The following is a 24,983-nucleotide window of genomic DNA, read 5'->3' as shown; positions in this document are numbered from 1 at the left end:
TTTGCAGAGCCTTTTTTTTTATAATAATGCTTGTGTCAAATCGGCAAGTAGATCTTCAATATCTTCTATACCTACACTCAAGCGAACCAGATCATCCGTAATTCCTACCTCGAGACGTTTGGCTTCTGGTATAGAGGCGTGGGTCATCAAAGCGGGATGATTGGCCAAGGATTCTACACCACCCAAGGATTCGGCCAAAGTGAATACTTTTAGTTTTTCTAAAAATGTAATAGCTTCTTCCTTTTTTCCCGATGTAAAGGTAAAAGACACCATACCACCAAAACCACTCATTTGTTTTTTAGCTATCTCATGAAAAGGATGGTTTACTAAACCAGGATAATATACGTTTTTTACTTTAGGATGTTGTTGTAAAAAGTGCGCTACCTTTTCGCCATTTTCGCAGTGTCTTTGAACACGTAATGCCAAAGTCTTGATTCCACGAAGGACCAAAAAACTATCCATTGGACCTAAAGTAGCTCCGGTGGCAAATTGTTGAAAATGGAGTTGTTCGCCAAGGGCCTCGTCTTTGACGATTAATGCACCAGCAATTACATCAGAGTGTCCTCCTAAATATTTAGTGGCCGAATGCATTACTATATCAGCCCCTAAATCCAAAGGCTTTTGCAAATATGGGGAAGCAAAAGTATTGTCGACCGCAAACAAAATAGAATGTGCTTTTGTGATTGCTGCTATGGCTGCTATATCGGCCAATTTCATCAATGGGTTAGTAGGAGTTTCCACCCAAACTAATTTGGTGTTTTCATTAATCAACGATTGAAAAGAATCCAAATCGTTCATGTCCACAAAATGAAACTTTATCCCAGAATCTTTGTAAATTCGGGTAAACATTCTGTAAGTACCACCGTATAAATCATCCATTGCAATGATTTCATCCCCTGCTTTGAAAGAACGCAAAATACAGTCAGTCGCTGCTAAACCAGAAGAAAAAGCAAGGCCTCTTGTGCCATTTTCTATACTTGCCAAAGCATTTTCTAAGGCTGTTCGAGTAGGATTGGCGGCTCTACTGTATTCATATTCGGGATGTAAAGGTTGGCCAGGACTCTTTTGTACAAAAGTAGAGGTTTGGTATACGGGAGGCATTACAGCACCAGTACTTGGATCATGATGTTGATTGCCATGGATCACTTTAGTATTAAACTTCATAATGTTGTATTAATTAGACGGTTATCATTTTTTGAATTTGCAAATTTACCGTTAAATATTGATTAACCAATACGAAAGTGAGCTACCTTTGTCCTTGAAATCAAATTGTAGTTATGAGAATACCTCTAATTTTTCTTTCTTTTGCACTATTTTTCAGCAGTTGCGCTAATGAATTGTATTTTGAAAATATAAAATTGAATAAAAAAAGCACTCTGCTTTGTAAAGTCAATTGTCCTGAAATAAAATTAAATATCCCTCTGGCCAAAACCAATTCAGCTACTGCAGATAGTATCAATAAAAGAGTATTTGCTGTAGTAAGAGATCTTGTAAAACTAGATGAAACTCCAGTTACCAAAGAAGATTATTCCACATTGATGGAGTCTTTTATTGCCTCTTATGAAGAAGCTAAAAATGAATTTCCAGAATCTACTTTTGGTTGGGAAGCAGCAATAGCAGGAGAAATAAAATATGAATCGGAGGCTGTAATTAATATCGAAATTGAACATTATACTTTCACGGGTGGTGCTCATGGGTACAGTGGTTTGCAATCGCTTTTAATTGACCCGAAAACGGGCAACGTGATTCCAAATGAGTCTTTATTCAATAATATAATTGGCTTTAAGAAAATGGTTGAAGAAAAGTTTAGAAGTAAATACAAAATTCCGTTAGAGGGCAGTATCAATCAAACGGGATATTTCTTTCCAAATAACCAATTTGAATTGCCCAAAAATATTTTTTATACCCGTGATGGTCTTTTATTACATTATAATCAATATGAAATTGCTTCCTATGCTGAAGGGGCTAAAAACTTGTTTCTTCCTTTTACCATTTTAAAAGAGTATTTGGTTATAAAATAAAAAAATGCTTTACAGTTTTTTGGACTATAAAGCATTTCTGTTTATTTTGAAGGTGACTAGATGAATTTTTTCAAACCTAGTACTACTCCTAAATGAATTCCTTCGTGAAAGCTGTTGAAGGCAATAGCGTCTTCCACATTTTGTAGAACAAAACCAGTAGAAGTAGGGTATTCTGTAAAATTTTGAAACAATTGATTTTCGTAATCGTTTTTCATTTTATCGACAGTAACAAAAAGTTTCTCTTTGATAAAGTCAACCTCTTCTTGAGTTGCATCTTGCTCGGGTTTGGTTCCTTTTTTGTATCGCTCTATCCATTCTTCTGGTAAATTCATAGGTAAACCAGATAATTTATACACTAATAGTTGTTGTGTTACCACTACGTGAGCAATATTCCAAAATATTGAATTGGTAAATCCTTCTGGAATTGTATTTAATTGTTCTAAAGTAAACTTTTCTAAAAAGGGGGCCATTAACTTTCTGTTGGTGGCAATTACATCAAATGCTGTTTTCATTCTTTTTTATTTTTTAATCAAAAGTACGCAATTTCGACCGAAAAGAATTTTCTTTGCATTTCAAAAAATTACAATAAATGAATAAGGTATATTATTTATCATCTTGCGATACTTGTAGAAAAATACTTAAAGCTTTACCCGAAGGACATTCACTAGTATTACATGACATCAAAAAAGAGCCAATAACGGAAGCACAATTAGAGGAGATGCATCATTTGGCTGGAAGTTACGAAGCTTTGTTTAGCAAAAAAGCGCAATTATACAAAACCTTAGATTTGAAAAACCAAAAACTAACCGAGGAAGATTTTAAAAAATATATACTTGAGCATTATACCTTTCTAAGTCGTCCGGTATTTGTAATAGACCAGCAAATTTACATTGGTAATTCGGCCAAAAATGTGCAAAACGTTCAAAACGCGTTGCAACATGTCTAATAGGAACCTTGCCTTACTCGGCGCAACTTTAGTTTCGATTATTTACGGAGTTACCTTTACCATAGCCAAAGATGTCATGCCAAAGTACATAGATGCATTTGGTTTTATCTTGTTGCGCGTGGGTGGTTCCACTTTGTTGTTTTGGTTAACTTGGCTAGCCGTACCTAAAGAAAAGATCGCCCTTAAAGATTTTCCTAGAATAGTTGCAGCCGCTTTTTTTGGGGTAGCGTTCAATATGCTTACTTTTTTTAAAGGTTTAAGTTTAACATCGCCTATTTCAGCGGCTGTGATTATGGTTTCTACTCCGATGATTGTGCTGGTTTTGTCGGCCATATTGATGAAAGAACGATTAAAAAAGCGCATGATTTTAGGTATACTCTTGGGGTTATTTGGGACCACTTTTTTAATACTGTATGGTAAATCTGTTGGTAATGCTACTCAGCCAGCATTGGGTAATTTCTTGGTATTGGTAAATGCTATTTCATATGGTTTTTACTTAATTATTGTCAAAAAATTGATGCATACCTATAATGCGTTTACCTTTGTCAAATGGATTTATCTTTTTGGATTCCTAATGGTTTTGCCCTTTGGATGGGAGGAATTTCAAACGGTAAATTGGGCATTGGTACCCGAAAGTATTTATTGGAAAATAAGTTTTGTAGTAATAGTATCTACTTTCTTGACCTATTTGCTAAATTTACTCTCCATGAAAGAATTAAAACCCACCACAGTGGCTGTCTTTATCTATTTGCAACCGCTATTTGCAACCGTTTTTGCCATTGGATTAGGAAAAGATACGCTTAGTTGGGTCAAGATAGGTTCCGCTGTTTGTATTTTTTCGGGAGTTTATCTCGTAAGTCAAAAAAAGTAAGGTGAAGAAAAGGGTTTTATTGTTTTAGTCAATAAATGGTTCCTTCTTCGAATTGCCATTTACTTTGTTTATATTTACAATTATTTAGTTATCAATATGATACATTCTATGACCGGTTTTGGCAAAGCGAGCTTGCAATTGCCTACCAAAAAAGTTACTATCGAAATCAAATCCTTAAATAGTAAAGGCTTGGATTTAAACGTAAGAATTCCTTCTTTGTATAGAGAAATGGAATTGAGTTTGCGCAATCTTATTGCATCGCAATTGGAAAGAGGAAAGGTAGACTTTTCTATATTTATTGAATCTACAGCCGAACAAACCTCTACTAAGGTTAATGTACCCATTGTAAAAGCATATATGAATCAATTGCGTGACGTATATGCTCAGGCCGACGAAACGGAGTTGATGAAAATGGCACTTCGTATGCCGGATACCATGAAAGTAGAACGCGAAGAATTAGACAAGGAAGAATGGGGGCACATCCAAACAATCATTGAAGAAGCCTTGCAAAACATTCAAAACTTCCGCAAAGATGAAGGGCAAACCTTAGAAAAAGAATTCCAATTGCGAATCGCGAACATTCGTCAATACATGGAAGAAGCATTGGTTTTGGATCCAGAACGAATTCAAGCGGTAAAAGATCGCTTGCAAACTGCTATTGCCGAATTACAAGTGAATGTTGATCAAAGTCGTTTTGAACAAGAACTGATTTATTATATCGAAAAACTCGATATTACCGAGGAGAAAGTGAGACTGACTAATCATTTGGATTATTTCTTAACTACACTCGAAGGGACAGAGGCCAATGGTAGAAAGTTAGGCTTTATTACTCAAGAAATGGGTCGAGAAATCAACACTATGGGGTCCAAATCGAATCATGCGCAAATGCAAAAGTTAGTCGTTCAAATGAAAGACGAATTAGAAAAAATCAAAGAACAGGTATTGAATGTATTATAGCCGCTAACTTTAAATGCGGATAAATAAAAGAAAATGAAAAAAGGGAAATTAATTGTATTCTCGGCACCATCGGGATCCGGAAAAACTACTATAGTTAGACATTTATTAGGGAAAGAAGACTTGAATTTGGAGTTCTCTATTTCGGCAGCTACTCGCGAACCACGAGGTCAAGAAGTTGATGGTAAAGATTATTATTTCATGTCTTTGGAACAATTCAAAAAACACATCAAAGCAGAGGATTTTGTGGAATGGGAAGAAGTGTATCGAGACAATTTTTACGGAACCTTAAAAAGTGAAGTGGAGCGTATTTGGGCTTTGGGCAAAAATGTAATTTTTGATATCGATGTGGCAGGTGGTTTGCGTATTAAGCATAAATTCCCCGAGGAAACCTTGGCTGTTTTTGTAAAGCCACCCAGCGTTGATGAATTGAAACGACGTCTCAAACAACGTTCAACGGAAAGCGATGATAAAATCAACATGCGAATTGCCAAAGCTTCTGTAGAATTGGCTACGGCGCCTCAATTTGATAAAATTATTAAGAATTATGATTTGCCTGTAGCTTTGGAAGAAGCGTATCAATTGGTGAAAGATTTTGTAACTACAGATACTACTAAGTAATACAGATAGCAGAAAAGCATCGATAAGAAAGGGCTGAGTAGACTTAACAAAGAACTGAAAATGAAAATTGGACTTTATTTTGGAACGTACAATCCCATTCATGTAGGGCATTTGATTATAGCGAATCATATGGTCGAGCATACCGATTTAGATCAGGTTTGGATGGTCGTTACGCCACATAATCCTTTGAAAAAGAAAAGCACCTTACTCGATGATTACCATCGGTTGCATATGGTACATTTGGCTACTTCGGATTATCCTAAAATCAAAGCTTCTGATATTGAGTTTAAATTACCACAGCCTAATTACACTATTACGACTTTAACGCATTTGCAGGAGAAGCATCCTGAGTATGAGTTTGCTTTGTTAATGGGTGAAGACAATTTGAAAACACTTCATAAATGGAAAAATTACGAAGCCATTTTAGCTCATTATGAAATTTATGTTTATCCAAGAATCAGTGCTGAGATGGGAAATAAAGACTTTCATAATCACCCTAAAGTACATCTTATAGATGCGCCAGTGGTAGAAATTTCAGCTACTTTCATTCGGGAGAACATTAAAATAGGGAAGAACATTCAGCCATTATTACCGCATCAAGTTTGGGAATATTTGGATCACAATAATTTTTATAAGAAATAAAAAAAGCCTCTTGAAAATACAAGAGGCTTTTTTACTACACTTTATATTGATTTAAAAATCGAATTTAATGCCTTGTGCTAATGGTAATGCTGTACCATAGTTGATGGTATTGGTTTGTCTTCGCATGTAAGCTTTCCAAGCATCAGATCCAGACTCACGTCCACCACCGGTTTCTTTTTCACCACCAAAGGCACCACCAATTTCAGCTCCTGAGGTACCAATATTTACGTTGGCAATACCACAATCCGAACCTGCTGCCGAGAGGAATAATTCCATTTCGCGCATGCTATTAGTAAAGATAGAGGAAGAAAGACCTTGAGGAACTCCATTTTGCATTGCAATAGCTTCCTCAATTGTACTGTATTTCATTACATATAAAATGGGGGCAAAAGTTTCTTCTTGAACAATTTCAAAATGATTTTGAGCTTCGATGATACATGGTTTTACATAACAACCACTTTCGTAGCCTTCGCCAGTTAAAACGCCTCCTTCAACAATGATTTTTCCGCCTTCTTTTTTGGCTTTTTCAATAGCGTTCAAATAATCGTTTACGGCACCTTTATCAATTAGTGGACCAACGTGGTTAGCAGCATCAAGAGGGTTACCAATTTTTAGTTGACCGTAAGCATTTTGTAAAACACTGATTGTTTTATCGTATACACTTTCGTGAACAATCAAACGACGCGTAGAAGTACAACGTTGTCCTGCAGTTCCTACGGCACCAAATACAGCACCTACCAAAACCATATTGATATCCGCGTGTTCTGATACAATGATAGCGTTATTGCCACCCAACTCTAGGATGGTGTTTCCAAAACGCTCTGCTACCGTTTTAGATACGTGTCTTCCAATACGAGTGGAACCGGTAAAAGAAACCAATGGAATACGTTTGTCATTGTTAATCAAATCACCAGATTCGTTCCCAACTACCAAACAACTCACACCTTCAGGAATATTGTTACGCTCTAAAACGGTTTGAATAATATTTTGACAAGCTACAGCGCACAAAGGAGTTTTAGAACTGGGTTTCCAAATGCAAACATCACCACAAACCCAAGCCAACATGGAGTTCCAGCTCCAAACGGCAACTGGGAAATTAAAAGCAGAAATAATCCCAACAATTCCAAAAGGATGCCATTGCTCGTACATACGGTGCATTGGTCTTTCAGAATGCATGGTCAAACCATATAACTGACGAGATAAACCTACTGCAAAATCACAGATGTCTATCATTTCTTGAACTTCACCAAGACCTTCTTGCAAACTTTTTCCCATTTCATAAGAAACTAATTTTCCTAGAGGCTCTTTAAATTTTCTTAATTCTTCTCCCATTTGACGAACAATTTCACCACGTTTAGGAGCAGGTACCAAACGCCAAGAAGCAAAAGCTTCTTCAGCAGTTTTCATGGCTAATTGATAATCTTCGGCTGTAGAAGATTTTACTTTGCCAATCAATTCGCCTGTTGCAGGAGAAAAAGATTCAATAATTTTACCATTAGAAAACCAACGAGTTCCTGTTGAAGTTCCTTCGTTGATGTCTTTTAAGCCCAATTCTTGTAAGGCTTCTTCTATACCAAAGGCTGTTGATGTTGTCATTGTAACTTTTTTATATAAAATTGTTATATTTTTTCGTAAAGATAGTATTTCAATCGTTATTTCAAAATGTTGAAAAGATTTAAAAATGAAAAGGGACGCATTTCTTTACTTCGTTTCCGATAGCGTAAGCTTTGATTTTTAAAAACTTAGTGAAAGGAGTAATGGATAATGGTTTCAAAACGGAATAATTTTCTATAGAAATCGTAATTTTATACACTAAAAAGTTTAGGTATGAAAAAGATTTTACTCGGTTTAATTTTCATGTTATCATGTGGTATTTCTTGGAGCCAAAATACTAAAAAATCCTTTGATGTTGTGCCTTTGGGGATTTATGGTGGTGCTGATGAGAGTAACATTTCAGCCTACTTATTGGCGGTAAAAGGAAGTAACGATTATATCTGTTTTGATGCAGGTACAATTCATTCAGGAATTGAGCAAGCAATAAAAAAGAAAACCTTTCGAGTGCCTATTTCGACTGTTTTACGTAAATACATTAAGGGGTATCTCATATCTCACGCGCATTTGGATCATGTTTCGGGTTTGATAATCAATTCGCCAGCCGATTCAACCAAAACAGTTTACGCTATTCCTTCGTGTATGGAACGGATGCAAAATCATTATTTTAACGATCAAACTTGGGCAAATTTTGGAGATGCTGGCCTAGGTCGTCCTTTAAAAAAATATCATTTTGAAACCCTTTCCTACGAGAAAACGATCCCGCTTTCTAATACTTCCATGACTTTAGAGACGTTTCCTTTAAGTCATGTCAATCCATATGAAAGTTCTGCATTTTTGGTGCGAAACGGAACTGAAGCGGTGCTGTATTTAGGCGATACGGGTCCAGATCGTGTTGAAAAAAGTACGCATCTAGCCGATCTTTGGAAAACCGTTGCGCCTTTGATTCAAAAGCAAGAATTGAAAGCTATCTTTATTGAAGTTTCTTTTCCAAACGAACAACCGGATAACTTATTGTTTGGGCACTTAACTCCAAATCATTTGATGCATGAAATGCAAGTTTTAGCACAACTTTCCGGGAAAGAGGCCTTGCAAAAATGCAAAATCATCATCACTCACTTAAAACCTCCAATGGCTTCTGTCAAAAAAATCAAGCAACAATTGGCTGAAGCCAACACTTTAGGATTGACATTAATTTTCCCAGAACAAGGAAAGCGTGTGGAGTTGTAGTAAATTAAATTTGATTCATATTTTTATAAAACCTCCAATCTAAATCATATTTTATACATGTGTTTTTTACAATTTGGAAAGCATAGTTACTCATGAAATCTATTAAAGTTTGAAATGTTTTTGAGTTTAAAACTATTTTTATGTTTTTGGAATCAAGTTCTTCAAATAAAAACAGTTCTTTGAATAAATACTCCTTTTCTTTTGAACAAAAAAGAATAGATTTATTGATTCTACAATTATCATGAACTATATGATTTCTTGTCTTTGAAAGTATATAATAGATTGATTTTTCGTCAAATTCTATTTTATCTTTTTTGTATTTTTTACCTGATAAGTTTTTAATTATAAGTTCAAAAAGTAGTTTGTCACCCTTAATGTTTTCTCTAGAAAAACTTTGATTTTGTTTTAGTTGAGAAATGATTGAGTTTTTTATTTCATCATCATTTAAAGCAAGTTCATAAATAATATTTTTTAGGAAACGCTCAAATGACTCATAAGATTGAACATACATCAAACAGAATTGTTCTGAAAGGACTTTATTTATAAATAAGGAGTAGTTTTCTTTATTCGTATAAATCATACTATCAGTAGGGAAACAATATGTTCCCCCATTGCTATCTGATTTCCCACTCCAATCTCTAATGATTAGTAAAGAAGAAATATGTAAAAGAGATTTTTCAGAGGAATACTTATTTAAATCTTCGTTAAAAACATTATTTATTCTTGAACTAACGTGTTTGTATTCTAATAAAGAATCGTAGTATCTATCAAGATGATATTTCAGTTTTTCTTTAATCATAAAGTTGAATAAAAGAATTATTTCTTCCCCATAAATCTTGGGTCTACGGGCATTACGGAACCGCAATTTTGGCAAGTGCGCAACGCCTCGGAGCTATAGAAATGTTGAAAATGCGGTAGAAAATCTTTTTCAATGTTGTGGAGTTCAAAATACACTTCATGCAATTTATGATTACAAGCGTCACAATGCCAAAGCAATCCATCGGTAAAACCTAAACCAGCTCTTTTACGTTCGATAACCAATCCGATAGATCCTTCGGAGCGAACAGGCGAGTGCGGAACTTTAGCGGGATGCAAATACATATCTCCGGCATGCAATTCCATTTCCTTGCGCTGTCCATCTTCTTGAATAATGACTTTAATGCTACCTTCGAGTTGGTAAAATAATTCTTCGGTTTCGTTATAATGATAATCTTTCCGTGCGTTCGGACCTGCTACAATCATCACGATATAGTCGCCAGAATCAACATAAAGATTCTTGTTACCAACGGGTGGTTTTAATAACTCACGGTTATCTTGAATCCATTGGTTGAGGTTGAAGGGTTTTGCTATGGCCATTATATTTTGAGCTAGATTAACTAGGCTAAGATATGGAATATGATGTTAATATCAGATAGTGCTTAAACCATTATTTATAGCTATCTACTTTCTCGAATCAAATAGACATATACCGGAAAATGATCGCTGTATCCCACTTCGGTAGTGGAATGCCTTAGTGGATACCCTTTGTATTTTCCTTGGGTTTGAATAAGATAATTGGGATGATAAATGCCCGCTTTCCAATACCTCCATCTCGAAAAATCATCACTTAGCCAAGTGCCCGTGAGCATGATTTGGTCAAAAATATCCCAAGTGTCCTGATGGGCAATGGTGCCCATTCCTTTTTTGGCCATACTTTCAAAAGGATTGAAAACTTCGGAGCTATTGGTCTTTTCTTTTGCTGCTTTGGCTCCTAGCACACTTTTGATACTCTTGTTTAAAGGGCCGTCGTTCAAATCGCCCATAGTGATAATTTTGGCATTACTGTTTATTTGTTGTAAGGAGTCGATAATTTTTTTATTCAATAAAGCAGCGGCTTCTCGAAATTTGGATGTTTTTTGCTCACCACCAGAACGCGAGGGCCAGTGATTAACGATGAGATGTATCATTTCGCCCTCCAATAAGCCACTTACTAACAATTGATCTCTAGTGTAAAACTGCTTAATAGTTGGGGTTTCCGGAATTTCATCTTCTTCGGTTGAGGAGGGATTTGTGGAATGCAAGTTTGATTTTTTAATCTCTTCTTCGACAGTGATTTTTAGTGGAACAACACTATAACTGGAAGGGCGAAACCATTTTTTTCGATATAACAAAGCCACATCTATGCCACGTTTGTCAGGTGAGTCAAAATGAATAATACCATAATCAGCTTCCAAAAGTTTTGATTGTTGAATTAAATCTTCAAGCACAGAACGGTTTTCAATTTCGCATCCTCCTATAAAAGTAGGCAGTGCTTTGTTTTCTTTTGTGCCAATTTCGGAGAGTACTTGAGCCAAATGTTTCAATTTCAATTCGTATTTAGAAGAGGTCCAACTTTGTGCGCCATTGGGAGTCCACTCTTCGTCATGGGTTTCGGGATCGTTGATGGTATCGAAAAGATTTTCAAAATTGTAAAAGGCTACGGTATGAATGTTGAATTTTTTAATTTGAGAAAATGTAGGTACTGTAAAGTGTAGTAACAGGGCGATAATCAGTAGGATGAGTCTCATAATTTGATTAAAAAATACACGTGAAGTAAAGATAATAGAAATTCTATAAGGCTAGGCTCTTTTTTTTGAAATGTATATCTTTGCTTTTGAACCCTTTTGAATCCTGCCTTTGAAGTCAAAAACTATACTATTTTCCTCTTATTCACCTAGGTGTTTTTTTATCCCTATGGTGGTATGGATTACTTTATTTTCGATAACCCTTTGTCAAGCACAAAAACAAATGATAACACCACCCTATCTAAAAAAAGGAGATACAGTTGCCTTGGTGGCTACTGCCCGTAAGCATCTTAATGACAATTTGCAACCTACTTTTGATTTATTGAAAAGTTGGGGATTGGAAGTAATAGTTGGCAATACTATTGGTTTAGACCAAAATCAATTAGCCGGCACTGATGCGCAACGGGCCAAAGATTTTCAAACACAATTGGATAACCCCAATGTAAAAGCGATTTGGTGTGTTCGTGGCGGTTATGGTACGGTGCGAATGCTCGATCAGTTGGATTTTACGGTATTCCAACAACACCCCAAATGGATTATTGGTTTTAGTGATGTCACCGTTTTGCATAGTCATTTGAATACCATGGGCTACAAAAGTATTCATGGAACGATGCCTGTAAGTATAGCAAAAACGGCACCTACTTCTATTAGCAGTTTGTATAAAGCATTATTCGGCCAAACGCTCCAATATCAAATTCCTGCTTCACCTATGAACCGTTTGGGGGTTGCCCATGGTGAATTGGTAGGAGGGAATTTATCCATCTTATACAGTTTATTTGGGTCGCCTTCGGCAATCGATTGTACCGACAAAATCCTTTTTATTGAAGATTTAGATGAATATTTATACCATATTGATCGTATGATGATGAATTTAAAACGCAATGGGTGTTTAGAAAGTTTAAAAGGCATTATTGTAGGCGGTATGTCAGATATGAAGGACAATGACATTCCATGGGGCAAAAATGCTCATGAAATTATTGAAGAGATAACCCGAAATTATCAAATACCAGTGGTTTATAATTTCCCAGCCGGACATGTCAAAGACAATCGGGCCTTGATTTTGGGTAGTATGGTACGTTTGGAAGTAACCACAACTGGAGCAACAGTAGATTTTGAATAATTCTGATCATGGCAACACACAACGAATTAGGTAAAAAAGGAGAACAACTTGCGGTTGAATATCTTCAGCGCCATGGTTATACTATTTTGGCTACCAACTGGTATTACCAAAAAGCCGAAATTGACATCATTGCTCAACAAGGCGATACGTTAGCTGTTGTGGAAGTAAAGACCCGTTCTTCTATTGAAATGGGACTGCCTCAAGATTTTGTGAAGCCCAAAAAAATTCAGTTGCTAGTTAAAGCCATTGATGCCTACATCACCCAAAACACTTTGGATGTTTCGGTCCGTTTTGACATTATTGCAATTCAAAAAAAGCAGGAAGAGTTTGTTGTAGAGCACCTTATCGATGCTTTTTATCATTTTTAATGCAAAAAAACGCATTGTTATAATTGTAACATTTTGTTTTTTAAGTATATTTGCTTAAAGATTTAACACATTTAGTTGGTTATTTTATAAATTGTTACTAATTAAAACAAGTCATAACATGAAAACGGTATCTTCTATTGTTGAAAATTACATCAAAACAAAGCCTTTTTTGTTAAATGCGCTTTCGATGGGAATTATAAATTTGACTTCTTTGTCTCGGACCATATTGACCGAATTAAAAGATGAGTTTGGTAAAGAAGTAAAGCAAGGAGCCGTAGTGATGTCGTTAAAGCGATTGACCGAAGAATTAGACTTTAGGTTGAATCACAAGATTAATAAAGTCATTAAAAATATTGGAGAAATCACGGTTCGATCTGAATTGACAGATTATACTTTTGCCGTTTCGGATACGGTTTTGATTAAGCAAGCAGATTTAATAAGTGACATCAACGCCTACTCGGATATATTTTATACTTCTTCCAGAGGGGTAAACGAAATTAACTTGGTAGTGAGCAACAGTGTAAATCATCTTGTAGAAAAACACTTTGTAGATGAAAAACTCATTCAAAAGTTAGAAAATCTAGCTTCGATTACGGTAAAATTGCCTAAAGATAATATAGCAGTTCCTGGAATTTATTACTTTATTTTTCAGCGTTTGGCTTGGGAAGGCATCATCATTAACGAAGTGATTTCAACATCGAATGAATTTACCATTTTAGTAAGCGAAGATGAAGTGGATATTGCTTTTAAGGTCATTAAAGATTTAAAGAATTAATACAACAAAAAAAAACGAAGCTTAAAGCTTCGTTTTTTTGTTCGATAATTACATACTAAAACAAGCACCAACGGTAAAGGTAAATTGGTTGTGAAGGTTATAGAAATACCTGCTGCTCTCATCGTATTTGGCAATTGGGAAACTAGCTTCGCTAAAAATGCCAAATCCATCCGTAAAGAAATAGCGTGCACCTACATGTCCTCCAAAATTTTTCAGTCCCAAACTCAAGCCTGGGTAAATATCTAGTTTCTCGTCAATATTGAAAACACTACTCAAATTGGCATTAATTCTGAGTCTTACATCCACTCGGTCTTCAAATTTGGGTTTTCCAATACCAGGAATATTTTCTACACCCAATAAATAAGCACCAACTAAACCATAGGATAAATTTTCGCCAAGACCAAAATCAGACGACAATTGGATGCCATTTCCTCCATTTTGAAAATGAGCACCAACACTAAATTTTCCATCGCCTTTTCCTCTAAAGGCTTGTTGCGCTTGTGTAGCAGTGAAACAAAATAACAAGGCTAATAAGACAGCTTTTTTCATTATATAGATGTGATTTATAAGTTTACAATTGATTTCTCCCTTTTTCATCAAAGTATAATTGATGCAAGGGTTCGCTTTGCCAAAATTCTTTGGTGTCTACGTCTAGAATCGTGAGCGGTCCTTTGAAGGCAGCACCGGTGTCTACGTTCCAAACATTGGCCATTTGAATGGGCACAGTTTGGTTCAAACGGGTTACTGGGGTATGGCCTATATAAATTTCGTCATATAGAGTTAACCGTTTGGGGTAAAAAGGATGATTTTGAGGCCAACTTTTGTCTAGTGCTACTGCTGTTTCCCATAGCGTTCTATCCCAGTAAAACATTTTTGGGAAATATTCATAGTCAATACCATTCAAATTGGTAAAACCAGCATGGATAAACAAACGGTTTTTTTCATCTAAATAGTATTCTTTTAATGATTTCAAGAATGCAATGTGTTGGGCTATCGTTTCGTTATCTACAGTTTCGTAGGCCAGTACGGTAGCTTCACCTCCATGTTTGTACCACAAAGGATTGTCTTTGCCATTATCTAAGTAATCCAAAAACAATCCGTCATGATTGCCTTTGATACACGTAACATTATGCGTTTTTTGTAATGCGATAAGCAAATCGATAACCTGAGGGGACTGACTCCAGCCGTCTACATAATCGCCCAAAAAAATCAAGTGATCTTTAGGGGTTACTTGTGCCCGTTCCAATACCTGATGTAAGGCACGCAAGCCACCATGTATGTCTCCTATGACTAAAGTTCTCATGTATTAGTTATTCGCTTTTTTACAAAAATAGTAGAATTACACCAATAACACTTTTTTGGAGTAAGAAATGTATGGGTTTTTACAAAAAAATAGGAGGATGTTAACAAATAGGATTGGTTCTATTAATTTTTTAGTTTCCATATTACTCCCCTCCCAACATTTCCATCAACTCCAAACATCTTCGGGTGGTTTTGGCATTATCAAAAGTCAGCAACAAACGCAGGCCTGCTGGGGTTTGCTTTTCTTTCATTTTGCATAGATTGGGATGCTTTTGTACAAAATCCAAGACTTTATTGAAGCGATTCGATTGGTAAAAATCGGATTGTTGGTCGGAAACAAAATACCCAATCATTTTGCCTTGTTTAAGCACTAGTTTTTCGATACCCACTCGGGTGGCGATCCATTTAATGCGAATGCTGTTCATCAACGCATTGGCTCTTGCTGGTAAAGGACCAAATCGGTCTATTAACTTGTTGATGAAAACAGTCAGTTCTTCTTCGTTTTTGACTTCTCCTAATTCGTTGTACAGCAGCAATCGCTCCGAAACGGTATTGATGTATTCATCTGGGAATAACAACTCAAAATCGGTGTCGAGTTGCAGGTCTTTGACGTATTGTTTGGTTTCGATGTTGTTCTCTTCTGGATAAAGGTCTTTAAATTCATTCTCCTTAAGTTCCTCGATAGCTTCATTCATAATTTTTTGATAGGTATCAAAGCCAATTTCATTGATGAAACCACTTTGTTCCCCACCCAACAAATCGCCTGCACCACGAATCTCTAAATCCTTCATTGCAATATTGAATCCGCTACCCAACTCGCTAAATTGTTCCAAAGCTTGGATGCGTTTTCGGGCTTCTTCGGTCATCGCAGAATACGGCGGACAAATAAAATAACAAAAGGCTTTTTTGTTGCTTCGTCCCACACGTCCTCGCATTTGGTGCAAATCTGATAATCCAAAATTATTCGCATTATTAATGAAAATGGTGTTCGCATTGGGCACATCCAATCCGCTTTCGATGATGGTGGTGGCTACCAAAACATCGAATTCACCGTTCATAAAGGCCAACATCAATTCTTCGAGTTTTTTACCATCCATTTGGCCGTGACCTATGCCTACTCGTGCATTGGGCACCAAACGCTGAATCATACCCGCGATTTCTTTAATATTTTCAATACGGTTATTAATGAAATACACTTGACCATTGCGCTGAATTTCATACGAAATCGCATCTCGAATGGTTTCTTCATTAAACCCAACTACGTGCGTTTCTATCGGATAACGATTGGGCGGTGGCGTAGTAATCACTGACAAATCTCTGGCCGCCATCAACGAAAACTGCAAGGTTCTTGGAATAGGCGTGGCGGTAAGAGTAAGTGTATCCACATTAGCCGCAATGGTTTTCAGTTTGTCTTTTACATTTACGCCAAACTTTTGCTCCTCGTCTACAATCAACAAACCTAAATCTTTGAAGACTACATTTTTGTTGACCAATTGGTGTGTACCGATGACAATATCTAGTTTCCCTTCGGCGAGTTGCTTTAAGGTTTCTGCTTTTTGCTTGGCGGTTCTAAAACGGTTCAAATAGCCCACCGTTACCGGCATATCTTTCAATCGCTCGCTAAACGTTCGGAAATGTTGGTAGGCCAAAATCGTGGTGGGTACCAAAACCGCCACTTGTTTGCTATTGTCCACAGCTTTGAAAGCGGCACGAATCGCCACTTCGGTTTTTCCAAAACCAACGTCACCACAAACTAATCGGTCCATTGGGCGTTCGCTTTCCATATCAGCTTTGACGTCCTGAGTCGATTTTACTTGGTCAGGGGTGTCTTCGTAGATAAATGAACTTTCTAGCTCGTTTTGTAAGTAACTATCGGGCGCAAATTGAAAGCCTTTTTCCAAGCGACGTTTGGCGTACAACTGAATCAAATTGAACGCAATATGTTTGACTCTCGCTTTGGTTTTTTGCTTTAACGCTTTCCAAGCATTCGAGCCTAATTTGTAGATTTTGGGTGGCGTTCCGTCTTTACCGTTGTATTTCGAAATTTTGTGTAGCGAATGGATGCTCACATACACAATGTCATTATCGGCATAAACCAACTTAATCGCTTCTTGGGTTTTGCCTTCCACTTGTATTTTTTGCAAGCCTCCGAATTTCCCAATTCCGTGGTCAATATGCGTCACATAATCGCCAACCGAAAGGGAGGTTAATTCCTTTAGCGTAATGTTTTGCTTTTTCGAATAGCCGTTTTTGATGCTGAATTTGTGATAACGTTCAAAAATCTGGTGGTCGGTGTAACAAGCAATTTGGTTTTCTTCGTCGATAAAGCCTTGATACATTGGCAACACGATAGTATGGTATTGCTTTCGAATGTTTTCGGCATTGGCTTCATCTAAACTTTCGAAAATATCGTGAAAGCGTTTGACTTGTCCGTCATTGGAACAAAACAAATAATTTTTGTAGCCGTTAAAATGATTGTCGCTGAGGTTGTTCAGTAACAAATCGAATTGTTTATTGAATGACGGTTGTGGTTGAAAATGAAAAGGAAACGTTTTTGAGGTTTTGAAAACCGCTTTGCTTCCCCATTCTACGACCGAAAAATCTACAGCACGCTTGATGAAACTGGCTTGATTCAAGAACAATTGCTCGGGTGTGGCCCGTTTGATTTCTTGGGATAATTTTGCGAAAGCTTCTTCGGCTTTACCAAATTGTTTGTCTAAATCGGCCAACAACAGTTCGGTATTTTGAATAAAAATCACCGTTTGTGGCGAAATATAATCTAGAAAAGATTCCCGATTTTCTTGAAAAAAGGAATTTTCTACATTGGGAATAATCGTGATTTTTTTCTTGGTCTCTATCGATAATTGGGTAGCGACATCAAAGGTTCGAATACTTTCGACTTCGTTGCCAAAAAACTCGATGCGGTACGGATTATCATTCGAAAACGAAAAGACGTCTACAATGCCTCCACGCACAGAAAATTCTCCGGGTTCGGTAATAAAATCGACTCTTTTGAACTCGTATTCAAACAACACCTCGTTGATAAAATCGATAGAAATCTTATCCCCGACTGACACTTTTAAGGTGTTTTTGTCCAATTCCTTTCGGGTAACTACTTTTTCAAAAAGCGCTTCGGGATAAGTGACAATTACGGCGGGTTTTTTACGCGAATTGATGCGGTTCAACACCTCAGCACGCAACAAAACATTGGCATTGTCGGTTTCTTCTATTTGATACGGTCTTCGGAAAGAGGCGGGATAAAACAGTACGTCTTTTTCGCCCACCAATTGCTCCATATCGTTCAAGTAATAGGCCGCTTCCTCTTTGTTGTTGAACACCAATAAAAAAGGTTTGTCCGAAAGAGTAAACAACGCTCGAGTTACAAAAGAAAAGGCGGAGCCTAACAATCCTGTTAGCTGCAGTTTTTGAGCGGAGGGTTCAGCCAAAAGTACTCCAAGTTGTTTGATTTTTGGAGAAGTGGTATATATTTTATTTAACACAGTACTACTCAACTTTCGAAGGGTTAGGAGGTGACATAACTGAAGAGGGTATAGCTCTAGCGGTATCTTTCATCATTTGAAGCATTTCGATTTCGCCTTGTTCGATTGGAATTTTGCTTTTCATGTCGATTTTGTCCAACTCGCGTTGCAAAGCAATTAATTCTTGATTGATTTCGCCAATTTGTCGAACTACCTTTTTATCTGGTATTTGGGTTAAATGCATGTACATGTCGAGTAAACTTACATTCGTAATCACAATAGCTATACGGCTGCGAATGGCGGCATTGTTGTATTGCCCTGGAATACTATTTTTTAGTTCCTCGGCTTTTTTGGTTAATATTCTAGTTTTTTTCTGAAAAGCACTGATGGAACTTTTTGGTTTTTGACCTAATTCATCCATAAACGTTCGCCATTGTGGCCAAAATCCCATGCTTTTTTCGGCAACTTCATTGATGGGTTGACTTTGAAATTTCCACCCTTTATCTATAGCAGCAAAAATCACTTTGCTTTTTTCGGCTTCTTTTTTTTGGGCTTCCAAACGTTGTTTGGCATTTTCGTTGCATGAAGCAAGTAGCAGTGCGAATAGTATAACGAAACTAATTCGGTATTTCATAGTTTTTGGATTAAAAGGCCAAAGTTACAAAGTAAATTTAAGTTATAGGATTTTCAATTTTGGGTTTTCAGAATTCTTTGTGTTATATGACTATCCTTGACTAGTACCATTTCACAGAATAAATTAGTTGTTGAATGTTTTTCATAAATATAATCCTTTCTGATCTTTGCGTCTTCGCGACTTTGCGAGCCCAATTTCACGCAAAGGCGCAGAGACGCAAAGTATATTGTCATTATTTAAACTGTTGGTATGAGTTACGGACAGTCATATTGTGTTATTACCAATGCAAAGAGCCCAGTACAAGACCGAGCTCATTCACTTCAAACAAAACCAATTGTATCCGTAGATTCCAAAGGGTGTTTAGGAATTATTTTTTTATTTCCACAATACTCACAGCGTATCCTCCACCTGGAGCAGCATATTGAGACATTTGCGATTTGCTATTCACCTTTACTTTGCGAATGGTATACGCTTGTGGATTCGTTTTGTAATGAGCGTCTTTGGCATCGGCATAAATGGTAGCTTCATACGTTTTGCCTTTATCCAAAAAGTCTAGTTTTATTTTAGACGTTCTTGGCGTTTCGCCATTAACATTTCCAATAAACCAATTAGAAGTTCCTTTGGCTTTTCTAGCTACAGTAATATAATCTCCGGGTTCGGCTTCTAGATACTTACTCTCGTCCCAATCGATAGCTACATCTTTAATAAACTGAAAAGCATCAGCAAATTTGTTGTAATGTTCTGGGAAATCGGCGGCCATTTGTAAGGGGCTATAAAGGGTTACATACAATGCCAACTGATTGGCCAAGGTGCTGTTAACATGCGATTTGTTAGTTGGACTAAACGAACTGATATTCATTTCGAAAATACCGGGTGTATAATCCATAGGGCCGCCTAACAAGCGCATAAATGGCAAGAGTGTCACGTGATTTGGTTTGGAACCACCAAAAGATTGGTATTCTGTCCCTCTAGCCGATTCATTACCAATCAAATTAGGATAGGTTCTGCATATTCCTGTAGGACGCACCGCTTCGTGTGCGTTGACCATTATTTTGTATTCGGCTGCTTTTTCTACCGCGTATTGATAGTGGTTATTGGTCCATTGGCTGTAATGATTAGAGCCCAAAGGAAGGATATTGCCCACGTATCCGCTTTTTACAGCATCATAACCATTGTCTTTCATGTATTGGTACGCTTTGTCCATATGACGCTCATAATTACGAATCGATCCAGAAGTTTCGTGATGCATGATCATTTTTACTCCTTTGGACTTCGCATAGTCACGAATTCCTTTGACATCAAAATCAGGATAAGGAGTTACAAAATCAAAAACATAATCTTTGGAATGCCCAAACCAATCTTCCCAACCTTCGTTCCAACCTTCAACCAAAACGCCATCAAATCCGTGTTGCGCAGCAAAATCAATGTATTTTTTTACATTTTCGGTAGTAGCTCCGTGACGACCGTTGGGTTTTACTTTAGTGAAATCGGTAACACCAAGTTGCACCGAAGGCAATTCATCGGTATACGCCCAACTACTTTTATCGGTAATCATTTCCCACCAGACCCCAATGTATTTCATAGGTTTTATCCAAGAAGTATCTTCAATTTTACAAGGATCGTTTAAATTCAATGTCATTTTAGAAGCCAAAATATTTCTGGCATCATCGCTCACTATAATAGTACGCCATGGTGTATTATGTGGCGCTTGCATCAAACCTTTGTCACCAAATTGGTCTGGGGTCAACCACGATTCGAAAATCATATTTTTGTCATCCAAATTCAAATGCATACACGAGTAATTGATCAACGCGGCTTCGTGTAAGTTGATATACAATCCTTCTTTGGTTTTCATCAATAATGAAGTTTGCACACCGGTTGGAGAGAAGGTGGTTTGCGATAAATTGGCCGTTTTGGCTTTTTCGCTAAATCCTCTAATTTCAGATAATTTCGAAGTGGTATAATCGTATTCTTGTGTATCATAATCTCCCGGAATCCAAAAAGCCGTGTGATCTCCGGTCATGGCAAACTGGGTTTTTTCTTCTTTGATTACAAAATAGGACAGATTTTTTTGCAAAGGAAATTCATAGCGAAATCCTAGTCCTTCATTAAATAATCGGAAACGAACCACCATTTGTCGTTGGGTTTCTTTTTGATTCAAAGTAACCGCCAATTCGTTGTAATGGTTGCGAATGGAAGCCACTTCTCCCCAAACTGGTTTCCAACTTTCATCAAAAGTTGCCGTTTTGGTATCGGCAATTACGAAATCATTTCGTAAGGATTTTTTATCATTTTTCAAGTCGAATCCTAAAGTACTTGGCTTGATTACAACCTTGCCTTTGTAATTCAAGGTATAACTTGGCGTGCCATCCGAAAGCAATGAAAATGTCATGACCAATTGTTTATCGGGCGATTGTAATTGTTGGGCTTGTACCGAAGTCATTACGATACAAAAAAGGAAAACAGAGAATAAAAAGTGTTTCATTTTTTTGAATAAAAAGGATTAAACATTTAGGAGATGCGTGCTAAAAAGGAATCAATACAAAGTGCGAAATCCATCGAAATCGATGTAATCAGTAGCCTTTAAAATTTCCTTTCGGCATAAAAAACTATACCTACAAAATTAGCCGCTTTATCATAGTGAAAACGATAGCGTAAAAAAAAAGTAGATTTAAAATATTATAAAATATTGTTTTTCAGTTGTTTATAAAATAAAAGTAAACAAAAAAAGTGGTAGCATTAGGAATAAAAAGTGGTTATTTTTCTGGAGAAGTTCCAATTAATAGCACTTGATTTTCGAATTCTTCTCTTGGACCGCGTGCTTTGTTTTTTAATTGTGAGCGGTAATTATAAATGGTAGAAACAGAATATCGCAAAAACACGGCAATTTTGGCACTGTCTTTTATCCCTAAACGAATCAAAGCAAAAATGCGCAATTCGGTGTTGAGTAGCTCTCCTTTTTTTAGTTGTATCGCGTCCGTATCGACCAATAAATTAGAAAAATCTTGAATAAAAGAGGGAAACAATTCCAAGAAAGTTTGGTCAAATTGGGTGTAAAATTCCCTTAATTCTTTTTCAACAGGCGCATTCGATTTAACCAATTTGAGCAACTCATTTACTTTTCCAGCTGTGGCCATTACTTTGAGTTTTTGGCTGTATTCTTCGAGTTTACCAATATAATCCGAACATTGGTCCATATAACGGCCAATATAAATTTCCTTCAACAAACTCGCTTCGGCCAAGGTTGCATTGGTAGCATTTAGTCGTTGATTGATTTCTTTTAAATCCTGATTCAAATTAGAAAGTTGTTCATTAGCCAAAGTAAGGGCTTTTTGGGCCGCAGCTACTTTTCGCATTTGTTTGAAAAGCAATACCAAAGCGCCTAATAGGATTAACGACAAAACACTTACCGCTAACAGAAAAATGGTCAATTGTGTACGATTGGTTTTGTTTTTATTTTCGTAAGCTTGGTTGATGATGGGCAGCATTTTAGAAATTTCATACGTCCGTAGTTTGGCATTACAAAACAAGGCGTCTTCCAAAGATCGCTTGATGTAGGTGTACGCCCGATCAATATCGCCTTCTTCATACAAGATAAAAGCTATTTTACGCAACGAAATATTTTCTTTTTTGGCCAATTGTACATCAGAAATAGCCGAAAGAATCAACCACTTTTTTTGTTGTTCTTTATCTTTTTTTAATCGATAGCCTTCTGCAATCAAATACGCTAAAACCGCTTGATCGGGATCCTGAGCAGATGTTGACGTGTAAAAACGAAGTAACGCAGCAATCGCTTGATCGTACAGCTTTTTTTCAAATAAAACATCGGTATTGGCAATACAAAATTCTCGACTTTTCGGCTGAAAATACAACATAGAAGAATCTCGGTAGCGTTGCGTCAATGCCTTATACTTTTGTTTTTCTAAAGCCGAAGCCGCATATTCAGTCAAGTAACCATAGACAATTCGGTACGTGCCATAATAATAGCCCTTCAAGTTGGGCGTTTGATTTACAGGAATCGACTCCAACAAGTCAATCGATTCTTTGTACATCCCTGAAGTGCCCAAAATAGTAGCCACGTTGAGCTGAGCCACGTTTACTTTTCCTAAATCTTTTAAAGCTAGGGCTACTTGCCCACTTTTTCGAGCATAAGTCAATGCCGAGTCCAACTGATAGGTTGCGTATTGGGAATAAAGTTGTTCGTAAATAGCATAACGCTGCTTGTTGGAAGTACTGAAACGCAATAACGCTTTGAGATGCAGTAATTGTTTTTCCTTTTTTTTAGCAGTTATCGGATAGTTCACAACGGCTCGATCTAATTTTTGCAATAAAGTAGTCACCTCATTTTGTCCCCAAAAATAATTGGGAAAAAATGCCGCCAAAAAAATAAAAACCGATGTTACAAGTATTCTTTTGTTCATCAGGTAAAAATAGGGATAATTTCATTTTACTTTCTCTAAAATACCTCATTTTAAGATTTCGAAAAAAGTAATTATTCTGAAAAACAACTCAGGTAGATGGACACTTTCATCCATTTTATTCCAAAGACCTCTAGCATGAATTCAGTAATTTTTTAGTCACTTTCTAAATTTTTAAAGAATACATGGTGTATAATTACATTTTTTTACTAAATTTATTGTCATTATTGCGAAATCGATATTTTTAAGATAAATTCCTATCTTTGTTCTTTTAAAACGGCAACTTATGAATCCAAAAATATTAATCATTGGCGCGTGTGGTCAAATCGGAACGGAACTGACCCAAAAATTGAGAAAAATTTACGGTACCGAGAACGTCATCGCTTCCGATATTCGAAAACTGAATGTAGATGTGGTCAACTCGGGTCCTTTTGAAGTCATCAATGCGCTCGATTTTAACCAAATCGAACATTTGGTCGAGGTGCACCAAATCACCGATGTCTATTTGATGGCCGCTTTGCTCTCGGCTACTGCCGAAAAAAACCCAGCTTTTGCTTGGGATTTGAATATGAATTCCTTGTTTCACGTCCTAAATTTGGCCAAAGCCGGAAAAATCAAAAAAATATTCTGGCCTTCGAGTATTGCAGTTTTCGGACCTACTACTCCCAAAGAAAATACGCCTCAATACACCGTAATGGAACCTTCGACCGTGTATGGCATTAGCAAACAGTCGGGCGAAAGATGGTGCGAATACTATCACAATCTTTTTGGTGTAGACGTACGCAGCATCCGTTATCCGGGCTTGATTAGCTGGTCTTCGCCTCCGGGCGGCGGAACTACAGATTATGCGGTAGATATTTACCACAAAGCCCTCGAAAACCAATCCTACGAATGTTTCTTGTCGGCCGAAACCAAAATGCCAATGATGTATATGGACGACGCTATTGCGGCTACCATCCAAATTATGCAGGCGCCAGCGGAGCAAATCAAGATTCGTTCGTCGTATAACTTGGCCGCTATGAGTTTTACACCCACCGAAATCGCCGCCGAAATCAAAAAGCACATTCCTGATTTCACCATCAGTTATGCACCTGATTTCCGTCAAAAAATCGCCGACAGTTGGCCTGCGAGCATCGATGATAGCCGTGCGCGCGAAGATTGGGGTTGGAACCACCATTTTACCCTCGACAATATGACGGTAGATATGCTCGAACATTTGAAATAAATCGGCAACTGCCTACTGTTTTCGAACATTTAAGTCATTAAAGTTTTTCTTGTAATAGTAAGCAGAAAGTAGCCCATAGAAGTTGAATTCGTGGCTGCTTTTTAAATCCTATAAGGCACATAAGGACATTTAAGTTATTCCTTTTTTAACTTAAATCTTTATGTGCCTTAGTTTTTTTAGTGCATTCATTAGGAGCACACGAACGGATATCTCCACACTTCCCCTCCCGTGATCCGCTATATCTTTGCTGCCGAACCCCGTCAGCAAAGGATGCCGCTCCTCC

Annotated in this window: 23 protein-coding genes; 11 read left to right on the top strand and 12 right to left on the bottom strand. The window is 37.0% G+C overall.

What is annotated here, in order from left to right; genetic code table 11:
- Positions 1-18 precede the first annotated feature (18 nt).
- Complete coding sequence (locus tag ACZIX2_RS08990) at positions 19-1,164, bottom strand: cystathionine gamma-synthase (protein ID WP_463339766.1); 1,146 nt, start codon at positions 1,162-1,164, stop codon at positions 19-21.
- A gap of 113 nt (positions 1,165-1,277) precedes the next feature.
- Between ACZIX2_RS08990 and ACZIX2_RS08985 the strand changes: the two genes are divergently transcribed.
- On the top strand, positions 1,278-2,021 hold the full coding sequence (locus ACZIX2_RS08985) for a DUF3298 and DUF4163 domain-containing protein (RefSeq protein ID WP_463339765.1): 744 nt from the start codon (positions 1,278-1,280) through the stop codon (positions 2,019-2,021).
- 56 nt (positions 2,022-2,077) lie between these two features.
- Here ACZIX2_RS08985 and ACZIX2_RS08980 read toward each other — a convergent pair whose 3' ends face one another.
- Positions 2,078-2,533 (bottom strand): DinB family protein, encoded by a 456-nt coding sequence (locus ACZIX2_RS08980; protein WP_463339764.1) that lies wholly within the window; start codon positions 2,531-2,533, stop codon positions 2,078-2,080.
- Between the two features lie 77 nt (positions 2,534-2,610).
- Between ACZIX2_RS08980 and ACZIX2_RS08975 the strand changes: the two genes are divergently transcribed.
- The 5 genes from ACZIX2_RS08975 to nadD all read left to right on the top strand — a co-directional run bounded on the left by ACZIX2_RS08975 (position 2,611) and on the right by nadD (position 6,055).
- Positions 2,611-2,967, top strand: a complete 357-nt coding sequence (locus ACZIX2_RS08975; RefSeq protein WP_463339763.1) for an arsenate reductase family protein — start codon at positions 2,611-2,613, stop codon at positions 2,965-2,967.
- Entirely contained in the window at positions 2,960-3,838 is an 879-nt protein-coding gene (locus ACZIX2_RS08970) for a DMT family transporter (RefSeq protein ID WP_463339762.1), read from the top strand. The genes ACZIX2_RS08975 and ACZIX2_RS08970 overlap by 8 nt, the downstream gene beginning before the upstream one ends.
- A 96-nt stretch (positions 3,839-3,934) precedes the next feature.
- The gene (locus ACZIX2_RS08965) at positions 3,935-4,795 is read left to right on the top strand and encodes a YicC/YloC family endoribonuclease (RefSeq protein WP_463339761.1); all 861 of its coding nucleotides are present in this window, start codon (positions 3,935-3,937) and stop codon (positions 4,793-4,795) included.
- 33 nt (positions 4,796-4,828) lie between these two features.
- Positions 4,829-5,413 carry a guanylate kinase gene (gene gmk, locus ACZIX2_RS08960; protein WP_463339760.1) on the top strand — a complete coding sequence of 195 codons (585 nt, stop codon included), beginning with the start codon at positions 4,829-4,831 and terminating at the stop codon, positions 5,411-5,413.
- Between the two features lie 60 nt (positions 5,414-5,473).
- Positions 5,474-6,055 (top strand): nicotinate (nicotinamide) nucleotide adenylyltransferase, encoded by a 582-nt coding sequence (nadD, locus tag ACZIX2_RS08955; RefSeq protein WP_463339759.1) that lies wholly within the window; start codon positions 5,474-5,476, stop codon positions 6,053-6,055.
- Positions 6,056-6,106: 51 nt separating this feature from the next.
- Here nadD and amaB read toward each other — a convergent pair whose 3' ends face one another.
- Positions 6,107-7,651, bottom strand: coding sequence for an L-piperidine-6-carboxylate dehydrogenase (gene amaB, locus ACZIX2_RS08950; RefSeq protein WP_463339758.1), 1,545 nt, complete (start codon positions 7,649-7,651; stop codon positions 6,107-6,109).
- 231 nt (positions 7,652-7,882) lie between these two features.
- On the opposite strand from amaB, the gene ACZIX2_RS08945 reads away from it, so the two are divergent.
- The gene (locus ACZIX2_RS08945; protein ID WP_463339757.1) at positions 7,883-8,836 is read left to right on the top strand and encodes an MBL fold metallo-hydrolase; all 954 of its coding nucleotides are present in this window, start codon (positions 7,883-7,885) and stop codon (positions 8,834-8,836) included.
- A gap of 4 nt (positions 8,837-8,840) precedes the next feature.
- Here the strand turns inward: ACZIX2_RS08945 and ACZIX2_RS08940 are convergent, their stop codons facing one another.
- The 3 genes from ACZIX2_RS08940 to ACZIX2_RS08930 form a co-directional block, all read right to left on the bottom strand.
- Positions 8,841-9,635 (bottom strand): hypothetical protein, encoded by a 795-nt coding sequence (locus ACZIX2_RS08940; protein ID WP_463339756.1) that lies wholly within the window; start codon positions 9,633-9,635, stop codon positions 8,841-8,843.
- Positions 9,636-9,652: 17 nt separating this feature from the next.
- Positions 9,653-10,192 (bottom strand): 3-hydroxyanthranilate 3,4-dioxygenase, encoded by a 540-nt coding sequence (locus ACZIX2_RS08935; protein ID WP_463339755.1) that lies wholly within the window; start codon positions 10,190-10,192, stop codon positions 9,653-9,655.
- Positions 10,193-10,272: 80 nt separating this feature from the next.
- Positions 10,273-11,382, bottom strand: a complete 1,110-nt coding sequence (locus ACZIX2_RS08930; RefSeq protein WP_463339754.1) for an endonuclease/exonuclease/phosphatase family protein — start codon at positions 11,380-11,382, stop codon at positions 10,273-10,275.
- A 220-nt stretch (positions 11,383-11,602) separates the two neighbouring features.
- Here ACZIX2_RS08930 and ACZIX2_RS08925 point away from each other — a divergent pair, with 220 nt between their 5' ends.
- The 3 genes from ACZIX2_RS08925 to ACZIX2_RS08915 all read left to right on the top strand — a co-directional run bounded on the left by ACZIX2_RS08925 (position 11,603) and on the right by ACZIX2_RS08915 (position 13,642).
- Positions 11,603-12,499 carry a S66 peptidase family protein gene (locus tag ACZIX2_RS08925; RefSeq protein ID WP_463339753.1) on the top strand — a complete coding sequence of 299 codons (897 nt, stop codon included), beginning with the start codon at positions 11,603-11,605 and terminating at the stop codon, positions 12,497-12,499.
- 8 nt (positions 12,500-12,507) lie between these two features.
- On the top strand, positions 12,508-12,867 hold the full coding sequence (locus tag ACZIX2_RS08920; protein ID WP_463339752.1) for a YraN family protein: 360 nt from the start codon (positions 12,508-12,510) through the stop codon (positions 12,865-12,867).
- Between the two features lie 118 nt (positions 12,868-12,985).
- Positions 12,986-13,642 carry an aspartate kinase gene (locus tag ACZIX2_RS08915; RefSeq protein WP_463339751.1) on the top strand — a complete coding sequence of 219 codons (657 nt, stop codon included), beginning with the start codon at positions 12,986-12,988 and terminating at the stop codon, positions 13,640-13,642.
- 48 nt (positions 13,643-13,690) lie between these two features.
- On the opposite strand, the gene ACZIX2_RS08910 is transcribed toward ACZIX2_RS08915, so the two are convergent.
- The 6 genes from ACZIX2_RS08910 to ACZIX2_RS08885 form a co-directional block, all read right to left on the bottom strand.
- The gene (locus ACZIX2_RS08910) at positions 13,691-14,191 is read right to left on the bottom strand and encodes a DUF6646 family protein (RefSeq protein WP_463339750.1); all 501 of its coding nucleotides are present in this window, start codon (positions 14,189-14,191) and stop codon (positions 13,691-13,693) included.
- 22 nt (positions 14,192-14,213) lie between these two features.
- Positions 14,214-14,945, bottom strand: coding sequence for a metallophosphoesterase family protein (locus ACZIX2_RS08905; RefSeq protein ID WP_463339749.1), 732 nt, complete (start codon positions 14,943-14,945; stop codon positions 14,214-14,216).
- Positions 14,946-15,087: 142 nt separating this feature from the next.
- Positions 15,088-18,411, bottom strand: a complete 3,324-nt coding sequence (mfd, locus tag ACZIX2_RS08900) for a transcription-repair coupling factor (protein ID WP_463339846.1) — start codon at positions 18,409-18,411, stop codon at positions 15,088-15,090.
- A 37-nt stretch (positions 18,412-18,448) separates the two neighbouring features.
- Entirely contained in the window at positions 18,449-19,057 is a 609-nt protein-coding gene (locus tag ACZIX2_RS08895; protein ID WP_463339748.1) for a hypothetical protein, read from the bottom strand.
- Between the two features lie 367 nt (positions 19,058-19,424).
- Entirely contained in the window at positions 19,425-21,542 is a 2,118-nt protein-coding gene (locus ACZIX2_RS08890) for a glycoside hydrolase family 97 protein (protein ID WP_463339747.1), read from the bottom strand.
- A gap of 271 nt (positions 21,543-21,813) precedes the next feature.
- On the bottom strand, positions 21,814-23,478 hold the full coding sequence (locus tag ACZIX2_RS08885; RefSeq protein ID WP_463339746.1) for a DUF6377 domain-containing protein: 1,665 nt from the start codon (positions 23,476-23,478) through the stop codon (positions 21,814-21,816).
- A 283-nt stretch (positions 23,479-23,761) separates the two neighbouring features.
- Here ACZIX2_RS08885 and ACZIX2_RS08880 point away from each other — a divergent pair, with 283 nt between their 5' ends.
- A complete protein-coding gene (locus ACZIX2_RS08880) occupies positions 23,762-24,700 on the top strand; it encodes an L-threonine 3-dehydrogenase (RefSeq protein WP_463339745.1) in 939 nt (312 codons plus the stop codon).
- Positions 24,701-24,983: the final 283 nt, after the last annotated feature.

The sequence above is a fragment of the Flavobacterium riviphilum genome (genome assembly GCF_055231795.1).
Note: the sequence above shows the minus strand (reverse complement) of the source record. Positions and strands in the feature narration are given on the sequence as shown.